Source organism: Anabaena sp. AL93, assembly GCF_001672085.1.
Taxonomy (GTDB): domain Bacteria; phylum Cyanobacteriota; class Cyanobacteriia; order Cyanobacteriales; family Nostocaceae; genus Dolichospermum; species Dolichospermum heterosporum.
Window position 1 is genome coordinate 13,626 of record NZ_LJOU01000036.1, and the last position, 11,800, is coordinate 25,425.

The 11,800-nt window shown below is 35.7% G+C and carries 10 protein-coding genes; 2 read left to right on the forward strand and 8 right to left on the reverse strand.

What is annotated here, in order from left to right:
- Positions 1–10 precede the first annotated feature (10 nt).
- Together AN486_RS11265 and AN486_RS11270 are read right to left on the reverse strand one after the other, a co-directional pair.
- Positions 11–454 carry a DUF29 domain-containing protein gene (locus AN486_RS11265; protein WP_096663115.1) on the reverse strand — a complete coding sequence of 148 codons (444 nt, stop codon included), beginning with the start codon at positions 452–454 and terminating at the stop codon, positions 11–13.
- 325 nt (positions 455–779) lie between these two features.
- A complete protein-coding gene (locus AN486_RS11270) occupies positions 780–2,231 on the reverse strand; it encodes an MFS transporter (protein WP_168635376.1) in 1,452 nt (483 codons plus the stop codon).
- Positions 2,232–2,302: 71 nt separating this feature from the next.
- Between AN486_RS11270 and AN486_RS11275 the strand changes: the two genes are divergently transcribed.
- On the forward strand, positions 2,303–2,818 hold the full coding sequence (locus tag AN486_RS11275) for a phosphoribosyltransferase (protein WP_168635377.1): 516 nt from the start codon (positions 2,303–2,305) through the stop codon (positions 2,816–2,818).
- 23 nt (positions 2,819–2,841) lie between these two features.
- Here the strand turns inward: AN486_RS11275 and AN486_RS11280 are convergent, their stop codons facing one another.
- The 4 genes from AN486_RS11280 to AN486_RS11295 all read right to left on the reverse strand — a co-directional run bounded on the left by AN486_RS11280 (position 2,842) and on the right by AN486_RS11295 (position 10,028).
- Positions 2,842–5,535, reverse strand: coding sequence for a DEAD/DEAH box helicase family protein (locus tag AN486_RS11280; protein WP_168635378.1), 2,694 nt, complete (start codon positions 5,533–5,535; stop codon positions 2,842–2,844).
- Positions 5,536–5,549: 14 nt separating this feature from the next.
- Positions 5,550–7,202: a site-specific DNA-methyltransferase gene (locus AN486_RS11285; protein ID WP_290600696.1), complete on the reverse strand. Its 1,653-nt coding sequence runs from the start codon at positions 7,200–7,202 to the stop codon at positions 5,550–5,552.
- A gap of 174 nt (positions 7,203–7,376) precedes the next feature.
- Positions 7,377–9,047 (reverse strand): AIPR family protein, encoded by a 1,671-nt coding sequence (locus tag AN486_RS11290; protein ID WP_290600697.1) that lies wholly within the window; start codon positions 9,045–9,047, stop codon positions 7,377–7,379.
- 63 nt (positions 9,048–9,110) lie between these two features.
- Entirely contained in the window at positions 9,111–10,028 is a 918-nt protein-coding gene (locus AN486_RS11295) for an AEC family transporter (RefSeq protein ID WP_053541160.1), read from the reverse strand.
- An 83-nt stretch (positions 10,029–10,111) separates the two neighbouring features.
- Between AN486_RS11295 and AN486_RS11300 the strand changes: the two genes are divergently transcribed.
- Positions 10,112–10,918: a D-alanyl-D-alanine carboxypeptidase family protein gene (locus tag AN486_RS11300; protein WP_039201950.1), complete on the forward strand. Its 807-nt coding sequence runs from the start codon at positions 10,112–10,114 to the stop codon at positions 10,916–10,918.
- 61 nt (positions 10,919–10,979) lie between these two features.
- Here the strand turns inward: AN486_RS11300 and AN486_RS11305 are convergent, their stop codons facing one another.
- Together AN486_RS11305 and AN486_RS11310 are read right to left on the reverse strand one after the other, a co-directional pair.
- Positions 10,980–11,372 carry a DUF5615 family PIN-like protein gene (locus tag AN486_RS11305; protein ID WP_039201951.1) on the reverse strand — a complete coding sequence of 131 codons (393 nt, stop codon included), beginning with the start codon at positions 11,370–11,372 and terminating at the stop codon, positions 10,980–10,982.
- Positions 11,369–11,749: a DUF433 domain-containing protein gene (locus AN486_RS11310; RefSeq protein WP_039201952.1), complete on the reverse strand. Its 381-nt coding sequence runs from the start codon at positions 11,747–11,749 to the stop codon at positions 11,369–11,371. Before AN486_RS11310 ends, AN486_RS11305 begins: the two co-directional genes overlap by 4 nt.
- Positions 11,750–11,800 lie beyond the last annotated feature (51 nt).

Here is an 11,800-nt window from a genome sequence, read left to right on the forward strand (position 1 = left end):
GCCCACCTACTTAATCATTTGAGATGTCATTCGGAAACCAGTTGTCATCTAGGGCTTGCAAGAGGCTAATGTGAGCATCTGGGGGAAGTGGACATAACTTAGAAACGGACTTGATAGCGACGGGATGAGCTTTTTCGTAGAACGTTTGTAATTGAGAATAAAGGCTAGGACTATCTTCCAAACGCCCTTGAATTTGGGCGCGAAAGTTGACAATTTCCGCAGCCCAGTGATTACCGGATCTTGTTTTTTCAGATTCCCAGTAAGACAATTTTAGGAGATGTTCTAGAACACGGGTCAACAGACTAATTATGGCGCGTTTGTCGTTTTTTCCCATAATTTCTAGTTCTTCGATTAAGCTATCCCAATCTATGCTGTCAAAATTACGGTTTTGGATGTATTGGATAGTATCTTGTGTCCATTGGTTGTGATCTGTTTCATAAAGAGATGATGTCATGGTTTTTTCTCTAGTATTTGTTTGGAGAGATTTACTTATTGATCATCTAAGTAGGTTGGCGTTGAAAATTGTCGTTATGGCAAGGCAAAAGGCAATAGGCAATAGGCAAGAGTGAAGAGGGTTTGGGCGATTTTACGTTTCTTTACACAGTTTGGTTTTATTGTGTTCACCTACTTAACTTAAAATTAATTATAACATCGAAGAGATAATTTAGATGGAAATAATATTTGATTTTTGCAATATTATGTAAGGTGGGTGTTGCCCACCAAAAAATTTTCTACTCTGTTCACTATTGTTTACCCGCTGGTATAGAACTTTTAAATCTTTATATTCTCTCTCGTTGTGCTTGCAGTTTTAGCATGATTTCTGCGTGCATTTCGCGGGTAATGGGATAGAAATAGACTAAAACCAACCCGGCAATTAAACAAACAGTTGGTATTGGTCCAACAGCAATCCGAATCGCTAAAAGTGCGGATTCAGGTTGTATAGGTAAAGAACTTTGTCCAGAAACAGCTTCTTTAAAACCATAGGCTTGTAAAGTATTACCGACTAAAAATAGCCCAAAAGCTAAACCAAATTTTTGTAATAAAACCATGAAACCATAGAAAATACCTTCCCGTCGTTGTCCAGTTTGCAATTCATCTAATTCAATTACATCAGGTATCATAGACCAAGGAATTAGATAAGCTGTGGAAACTCCCACACCTGCCATTACAGCCATAACATACATTAAACCAATTTGTTCAGGCTGTAAGAAAAATAATCCAGCAGCGGCAATAATCCAGGAACTCATACCTAGAAAATAAACCAGTTTTTTGCCAATCTTTTTACTTAAATAACTCCAAATAAATAACATAAACAAAGCCGTTCCCTGAACTGCAATCATGACTGTGGGAACATCTCCCTCTTTCAGTTTCATGCAGTTAACGACAAAATAAGGAATAATGCTGGCTGTGATTTGCACACCTAACCAAGAAAAAAGATAAATAGCAATAACAAACAGAAAAGGTTTATTACTAAAGACAATTTTTAGCTGTTCAAAAAAGGGAATTTCGGCTTCCTGTGGCAAAGAAATCCGTTTTGCTTCAAAAGCCAAAATGCGATCGCGCACCCCATAAACGCACCAATACAAGGATAAAACCGAAATCACGGTACACACAGCCGCTAAAATTAGATACTGTTGTTGGCGATCGCTAATTTGTGAGAAAATAATTTTTGATAAAATCAACGATAAAATACTGCCACCAATGGAAAACGTAAACCGAAAACTATTCAAACTAGTCCGTTCGTCGTAATCCTGAGTTAATTCAGGAGTCATGGCTGTATAGGGCAAATTCACAACAGTAAAAAATGCCTGAGAGACAATCCCAATAACTACATAATACCAAAACAAACACCACATATTAACACTTTTATCGGCAGTAAATTGAGGAACAATCCACTGCAAGAAAAAGAAAAAACCAAAAGGAATTGCCCCATATAAAAGCCAAGGTAAACGACGACCCCAGCGGCGGGATTGGGTTTTATCAGTCAGCATTCCCACCATAGGATCATTGATACCATCCCAAATTTTGCCAATCATCAAAATACTACCTGCCAAACCTGCCGGAATTCCTGCCACATTGGTAAAGAAAACCATCATGTAAAATACAGCAATATTTGCAGTAATCGCAGGACCCAAATCTCCTGCACCATAAGCTAATTTAGTTTTAAAATCTAATTTTTCACTGGACAGAGATTTGTGAAAATCGTTATTATCAGAATTATCTTTAACCATAAATTACACCCTTATGAATTGACAATTGACAACAGATAATTAACAATTATTAACACACTTATTTTAGTCTTATGTCAGACCTTTACATTTCTTGGTCAGATTATCACCACAAAATTGAACAACTGGCTGTAAAGATTTATCAATCAGGTTGGGAATTTAACCAAATCGTCTGTTTAGCCAGAGGGGGACTGCGAGTAGGAGATATTCTCTCCCGCATATACAATCAACCATTAGCAATTTTATCTACCTCATCTTATAATGGCGCGGGGACATATAAAAGAAGTAATTTAATTATTTCTCGTCAATTAACCATGACTAGTGAAAATTTAGGTTCACGGATTTTGCTAGTAGATGATTTAGTAGACTCTGGTATCACTATTCAACAAACAGTTCCCTGGCTACAGAAACATCATGATTTTCCCATTCAAGAAATTCGCACTGCTGTAATTTGGTATAAAGCTTGTTCAGTTGTTGTTCCTGACTACCACGTTGATTATCTGGCTGATAATCCTTGGATTCATCAACCTTTTGAACATTACGAATCTATTAGTCCTTCTGAACTGGCACAGAATAAGAGTCAACAATGATAATTATTGTCACCTCTTACCTATCACTTTTTCTTGAAGCGATCGCCTAATCCTTTGAGTGTCATATTTTGGGCGATCGCATCATGGGGTATCAACACATAAACCCAAGGCTTTCCATTGTGTTGTAGCATATAATTAGAAGCATTTTGACACCATTTAACGGCTACATCCTTCTTAGCAACCACTTGAGGACTATCTATTTCATCTCGATTTTTGGGTTCAAGCATATAGATAATTTCTGCTGTTTCTGCTACAAAATCGGGTTGATATTCTAAATAATTTCCATCCCATTTGTAATAAATCTGAAATTGTCCTCTTGCTGGTTTAAACCATTTTATTGCATCTCGTTCCAAAATTATAGATAATACTCTTTCTGCTTCTGATTCAAATTTTTGTTCTGTATAGAGGCATTTAGAAAACCCTGTAAACAGATATTTGGACATATTGCTTTTATCTGGAGGCGAGGTTCTATAATCTAAGTAATGCTTCGTATTTGTGGTATATGCACTCTCTTTTAAGGATGTAAAACCTTTGCTAATTTCGTATTTGTACTCAACCTTATCATCTTCCCAGAAATGTTTTATCATCTGGTTATGGACAAAGTTAGCAATTTCGATTTGGTTATCAGATAAAACTTTCTGTGTCTCTTCTTCTGATAAGTAAGTGAGAAAATGACTAATAACCTGACTTGCTAAATCATAAAGTAAATCAGCATTTTCATCATAACAAATATCATCAAAATTGACTAAATTTTTGACAATATAGTTTTCTAACTGAAATTCTTCAGAATTGTCTGTTTTGATTTCTAAAGATGTAGAATCATCCGTTGCTAAAGATTGGATATATAATTCTTTTTTGGATGGAACACGATAATTCAAACCTGTCATATCTAAAGCAAAAGACCTAAAACCTGATTTTACTTCCCCTTGAGGAACAAAAATAATTTTGGGAATATCAATGGTTCGTTGAATAACTAAATCAGTGGTTTTAGCCACAATATCTGCAATATTTGGTGGTGTAGTTACCCCTTCAATTTCCAGTTGTTCTGGCTGATATTCTCTAGCTACAGCTTCCCGCACTATTGCTTGAACTTTTGGTGTTGAAAGATAAGATGCAGTTGGTACTTTTTCCGGCTGATTTTCTAATTTTTGAATTTCTTGACGAGTAAGAAATGTTATTTTCGCTTCTATTGGTGATTCAACTATAAATGGTTGAAGATTTTCGATCTCTGTTTCGAGCAAGTTGATAGTTTCTTCAGTCGTGATTCCTAAATATTTATCTAGTTTTGACTGTGAAACTACTGTTTTAGTTTTTTGTTCTAACTCTTCAGGTGTGAGAATAATTTGTTGTAATCTAATTTCTGATTCTGGGCGTTTTGCTTCTTCCACAATTTCTTGAAATTTGTCATGGGCAACAATATTTAAACGATCTACAATGGTGACACCTGTACGCTTTCCATAAGGTAAACGTAATCCCCTACCAATTGATTGTTTAATCAAAATCTCCGAATTTGCCGCTCTTAATGGTACAATTGTATAAAGGTTAGTAACATCCCAACCTTCTTTTAACATATTCACATGAATAACTATTTCTGTTGGTTCATCTGGATGTTCTACTTTTAGCAATCTTTCTACCATTTCATCTTCTTGAGTGCCTGTTTTACTAGAATCAACTTGAATGACTTTATCTTTGTAAAACCCTGCTGCAAATTCATCAGATTTAATCATTTCTAAAAGTTGTGTAGCATGGGTAGTGTCACGGGCAATAACCAGCATAAATGGCTTAACAATTGGCTTTCCTGTTTGGAGAGCATAAATTTTTAATTCAGCTTTAATATTTTCGTGCAGATAAATTCCATCTTCTAATTTGATTTGTTCAATTGCTGCTGGTGATAAACTAGCAGGATTAAAATCTTTACGAGTAACAACAGCAGGATCTTTAACAAAACCATTTTTAATGGCTGTTCCTAAAGAATATTCATAAATAACATTTTTAAAATATACTGGTTTTTTACTGGTTTCTATAGAAGGTGTCGCTGTGAGTTCTAAACCCATTAATGGTTTTAATTGGTTAATTACTCGCTGACCTGCTGAAGCTCGATATCGGTGCGATTCATCCATTAAAATTACTAAGTCTTTTAATTGAGATAGATAATCAAAATAACTTTCACCAATATATTCAGATAGTCGTTTGATTTTAGGGGTTTTGCCACCGCGTACTTCAGAATTAATTTTTGAAATATTAAAAATATTGATTTTGCAGGTAATTTGTGGATCTAAAATTGTTCTCGCATTGGTTTCATAGTTTTCACCTGTGATAATAATTGGTGAATTGATTGCAAATTCAGAAATACCTGTAAATACATATTTGGGATTATTAGGTGTAAAATCTGTAATTAATTTATTATAAATTGTTAAATTAGGTGCTAAAACAAAGAAATTTTTGATGTCATAAGCTAGATGTAAATAACTAATAAAAGCCCCCATTAATCGAGTTTTACCAACACCTGTAGCTAGTGCAAAACATAGTGATGGAAATTCCCTTTCAAAATCTGTAACCTTGGGGAATTGTTGATTAATTTTCGCTAAACTTGTTTCTATATCTGATTGTCCATTGATAGGCAAAATATCACAAACCCGATCTAAAATTTCTAATGATTGTCTTTGCGGAGGGCGCAGACTGAGACGATTAGTAATGTTATTAACGATGTTATTCATTGTATGTTATCTATTTAAAATAGTGATTGTTGTATATGCTGTTGTTGTGGTTTTTGTGGTGATGGTTGTTCAATTTTTGGAGGTGTTTTAGGCAGATTTTCGGTTTTTAAACTGTAATCGTCGTGTCCCCATTCACAGCGTGAAAGTATTTGTTGAGGAATTTTTTTAATTGTCAGATTTGGGAATATATCAACTTTGCTACGAAAAGCACTACATAAAACTAATAATGTGCGTTCTTGTCCTACTTCATCAGCAAGTTGAGATAATTGTTCATGACTGAGATTTTGGGTAGTGACATAAATAAAATCTCGTTCTGTAGAATAACCATGTTGCCAATAAAATGTATCTGATGGTGAGTATGTAAAGCCTTCTATTTTGCAGAGTGCTTCGGCTAACATGGCGGGGTTATATTCTTTATTAATAATCCAGTTACCCCATTTGTCTTTTTCTAACAGTGATGGTGCAAGACGATAATAACGAAATCCGCCGCCACCTTTCCAGTTAACAGTTTGGGTAATACCTCCTTTATCTTCACCATCAATTACTTTTTTAAGTCGGGGAATAATATGGGTATGACAATGTTCCCCCAGTTCTATCATTATCCAGCGTCTTCCCATTTTGTGTGCAACTGCGCCTGTTGTTCCTGAACCTGCGAAGGAGTCGAGAACAATATCTGATGGATCTGTTGTTATTTGAATAATTCGCGCTAATAGACGCTCAGGCTTGGGTGTAGCAAAAGGATCATCTGAGTTGAAAATATTTGACTCTTTTCTAGCCTCTTGAGTATTGCCAACATCTTGATGTAACCAAATAGTAGATGGTACTTGACCTTCTCGATCTACAGCAACAAAATTCTTAAATCTCGGAACTTTGTTTTGACCACTTTTACCCCAGTAAACTAATCCTTGCTGTTCATTATCTTGATGTCTTTCTTTGTTATAACGCCATACAGCAGTCTCTTTTGGATAAATCTCTTCACCAGTATTAGGATTCGTTATTGGATAGTAAAGATTGGGACGCTCAAATCTATTTTTATTACAAGTGTAGTCAACTGATATCCAATCTCCGCGAGAATCATTATCAAGATTTGATCGCTTTCGCCCAACATTTTCAGATTTTAATAGATTAGGTCGCCACACTGACTTATCCTTAGCAAAAACTAGTATATGGTCGTGCATATCGCTCAACCATTTAGCATCATTTTGTGGAGAGAACTTCTTTTGCCAGATTACATTAGCAACAAAATTTGCACGTCCAAAAATTTCATCACACATTACTTTTAAATAATGTGCTTCATTATCATCAATTGTAATCCAAATAGAACCATCTCTAGATAATAAATTACGCAAAATTTCTAGACTATCTCTCATTAAGCCAAGCCATATAGAATGCTCTAAACCATCATCATAATGTTGAAAAGCTGAACCTGTATTATAGGGAGGATCAATAAAAATACATTTAAATTTTCCTGTAAATTCCTGTTCTAAAGCCTTGAGAGCTAATAAGTTATCACCAAAAATTAAGCGATTATCAAAAATATCATTTTCACTGACTCGATGGGCAGCATGATAAGATTTTTCAGGATCTTCTAATAAAATTCGCGGTTCTAATTTGGGGCGAATTTCTTTACCAATCCATGTAAGTTCAAGTCTCTGCTTTTTACTCATAATTAGTTCTGATTTTATCTCAAATATTAAATAACCTCTCCCTAACCCTCTCCTACAAGGAGAGGGAAAAAGAATAAAAATGAATACTCAAGATTTTTTGTAATCCCCCTTCCCTACCAGGGAAGGGGGGTAGGGGGGTTAGGTTTTTCATATCTACTAATTTCCCAACATCTTCTAAGCAGCCCTGTTAGCCAATTCTTGCATTACGACACTCGTTAAACTTTTAACATCAGTTAAACTTCTAAAAATAGCAAGATAGCCTTTTTCATCACTAGCAAACTGAGATTCAGAGAGAGTATAAATTAATTCAGCAAATTCTATACCAATTCTGGAAAACTCAGTCAAGTCATCTTGAGATAAATTAACTTCTGGCTTATTGATTAGAGACTTATAGCGTCTTGATAAAATATCTAATATAAACAATCTACCATGTTGATAGAAATTTTTACGCCGAGTTTCTGTTTCTGCTTTTCGAGAATCTTCAAAAATCTGATCAATATATTCAAATATACGCACATAGCGACAAAGTGTAATTCCTGAAAGCTCATTACTAAAAAGTGTTGGATAATAACGTTTATAAAGCTGACTAATATCTTTCTTTGCGGCCACAATTATTTCAGGATTACTGCTAAAACAAGCCAGGGCTATTGCAGCTTGTTCAATGGTGATAGCACCCTGATTATCTGCTGATGGACGATATTGATAGACAATATTTGATACCATACATTCTTGCCGCAACCTTTCTTGATTAGGATCTAAAGCTGCAAAATAAATATCACGGACTGTATTTTGTGTATTCCTCGCTTTGGTAATTTCTATACCTATAGTATCTGATTGTGTCCCTAATTCAATGATGGTAACTAATAATTTTGCATTGGTAGAAATAGAACCATTAGCATTAAATACAGATGCAATAGATCCCACTGTTTGCGCTCCATTGACTATCGAAAACCCCTCTAAAGTAAATTGAGTTGAGTCCTGATTGTGTCCAGATGGTAAACTAACCTTTGCACAAGTAATGGTTAATCCATTATTGAGATAAAAAAGTTCTGATGGTTGTTCTTCTACAGTTTCAGCAATTGCTAAGTTAACATCTTCTGTACCCAGATAATAACGGATATTATTCTCAAATAATAATTTATTATGCTGGTTATATAAATTAGCTAGTTCAGCAGCATTCACTAATCCATAAAAAGCTTTTCTGGGCTGTTCTAAACAATGCCATTTTTCTAAGGTTAATTTAACCTCAATAGGTGCATTTTCTTGTTTCGCTGTCAACCATCCATGAATATTTTTAATATTTAAATCTTGCCATTGAAAACGCGAATCAAACTTATTTAGTTCATTTTTTAATTGATTCAGATCATTAACTACATGAGAACCCAAGCTGCTTTCTAAATATATATTACAGCCAACTATAATTACGCCATTTTTGTCTAAAGCATCTTCAATATCTTGCTGCAACCGGGAAAAACTATAATTAAATTTTTGAAACCGTTTATGGACAAGATCCCTAATTCCATCACAAAATTTTTTATTATCACCCATGTCGGGCGCATTTCCCGCTTTAGCCTGTACTAACCAAAGCCGATTATTAACCCGATCAAAATAAATTGCGTCAATACCATTATCATCTCCTCCATTGATAATCGAATGAGCAGCTTGAGGGGGAGTAAGATCAGCAAGATTAGTAATGGCAAATGCAGCCAAAGAACGACTTAAACGATTTTTATAATGTTGTTCTGGTTTGTAATTTATCTGAAGTTGAGGGATCATCGGAAAATAATCCCGTGTCAAAATTTCAATGATTTGAGTCTTTTGGGCTGTGGTATTCGGCTTAGGCATTGAGCGATTAGAATTGTTTTTAATACATCATCCCAGAGTTGGGTACAGGTAAGATACTTATTTTCAAAACAACCATAACCAAACAGGAAGAGTAAACAACAAAACTATCATCCCTACAGCTAACGCAGTAACAGCCAAATCTCTATCCAAATCAAAGGTTTCTGCTATTACCAATGTAGCCAAAGCTGGAGGCATACCCATTTGCAAAACTATCACCTGTGCTGCATTACCTGTCACCCCAAACAGCGACAGCATACTGCCGAAAATCATCGGCACTAACAGCATTTTAATGAAGACACTACTCCCTGCTTCTGGTAATTTCCGCCAAGATTTTAGTTGGGAAAGTCTCATACCAATTAACATCAAAGATAAGGCAACTGCACCCCAAGCCAATTTCTCCAAACAAAATACCACTGGGGAGGGAAGGGTAACTTGATGCAATAATAAGCCAAATCCAAAACTCCATAAAGCCGGATTAATCAAAATTACCTTCGCTATTTGCATCTGATTTTGGATATTATTACCAAACTTAGCAGCAAGAAACACACCTAAACCATAAGCTCCAAACAGCGAACCCAACATATCGTAAAATAAAGCCCAGGCAAAATATTCTTTACCTACCATTGCTAAAGTAATGGGAAAACCCAGATAACCTGTATTACCTACCATTGCTGCTAGAATCAAACTACCTTGAGTTGTAGTGGGGGGAACTGAATGAGTAAAATAGGCTTGGGCTTTGATTCTTAACCAAGCTAACAATGCCCCCAAAAAGATTGCCAAGTGAGCTATTATCGGTGCAATCCAAATCTGTCCTGATAAATCTGTTTGTATTAAAAAACCAATAATACTGATAGGTACTCCCACCCAATAGAGAAACTGACCTACGTAAGTAGAAGTATTGTTAGGTAATTTACGTCCCAGTATAAATCCCACTAGGATTAATCCCACTAACTTGATATATAGTTCTAAAAGATTTATCAAAATTACACCATAATTCAAAATTAAGAATTAAAAAAACTCATTTCTTCTCTAACTAACTATTAAACACAAACAGGAGCAAAAACTTGAATAAAGCTGGGTTTCCTAAAAAACCGCACAATTCCTACCCTCTCTCTGGTGATGATATACCAGTGGCTTTACGTGATACAGATGATGCAGGAAGTAAGATCAAAGTCCAACCTGTGATTTTAATTATAGGTGGATTAACAGGATTTTTGCTACTGGCTATCACCAGTGGTTTTTTGTTCTCGTTGACGGCACCTAAGCCAACTGCTAATTCTGTAGCTACACCAATTAGTTCTACACCTGTAGCTACCAATACCCCAGTTAGCAATAATGATAATGATACAGTATTGGGACATTTTCCATACTCAGAAGCACCAGCATCAGAATTAGCACCAATTACGAGTGACGGCAGAATCAGAATGCGAAAAACTGCCGCTGTTCAATTTCAAGCAATGGTACAAGCGGCGAGAAGTGCAGGTGTAATTTTAGTACCAATTTCTGGGTTTCGGTCTGTACAGGAGCAAAAGCAGTTATTTTTTGGTGTAAGCGCACAGCGTAATCAAACTCCGGCGGAAAGGGCTGCCCTCAGCGCACCACCAAATCATAGTGAACATCATACAGGTTATGCGGTAGATGTTGGCGATCGCACAGTCCCAGCAACTAATCTCCAAGCCAACTTTGATAATACCAAAGCTTATCAGTGGTTACAAGCCAATGCGGCTAAGTTTAGTTTTGAAATTTCCTTTCCTAAAAATAATCTTCAAGGCGTGAGTTATGAACCTTGGCATTGGCGTTTTGTCGGTGATACTGATAGTTTAGAAACATTTTATAAAGCCAAAAATATCAAACCTGTAAAAACACCATAATGATAGTCAGAGAATATCCGATATCTGACACTGAAGCAATAATGAGACTGTTTTATGATGTTTATGGAATGAAAAGCCGACCTACTCCCAAATAATTATCAATATCTATGATAATCTCAACTATACGATCAACACATTGTTCTCGATAATCATATTCGTCAATGCGATCAAGATTCCCAATTGTAATCACAGGAAATGAAGTTGGTGTATTTTCTTCACGCATTACTTGTTCTAATGAATCCTCACCTTTCATATTCCGATTAGCGGTGAGGATCATCATTTGATTTGCTTGAGCATAACACCAAACTGCGCGGTCATTACTATCCATTGATAAATCCGCTTCTCGAAATGTGACAAAACGAATAGATAGTAACTCAAGCCAACCGTTTTTCGCCAAGATTCCCAGCAAAACTACAGCGTATCCATCAAGATTGTAATCCACTAAAAATATCATGGCTTTATTGAGGTACGTTGGGCTTTCTGCTCCTCAAGTTTCGCCCAAAGAGCCTGTTTTTCGGGCTTTTGTGGTTTTGCTGCCATTTTTGCAAAGTGTTCGCGGTTACGTTCTTCCCAGTATTGATAAATTTCTTCTCTAGTTTGTAGAACTTCTTGATATTCAGCTTCTACCTGAGTATGATTTGTGTCAATGTAAGATAAAGCTGCACTAATTTGTTCATCTGTGAGATTGAATTTATCTCGAATTAACTTCGGAGGATACTGAGCCTTGATCAAATCTATTACATCATAAAGGGTGATGCGCGTTCCCGCAATTGTGAGTCCTCGCTCAGTCCGAATAATAAATGCTTTTTCACTTGATAAGATGGTCTTCATATCTAAATTTATTTACCAACTACTATTCGTATTCTAATATTAATTAGATAA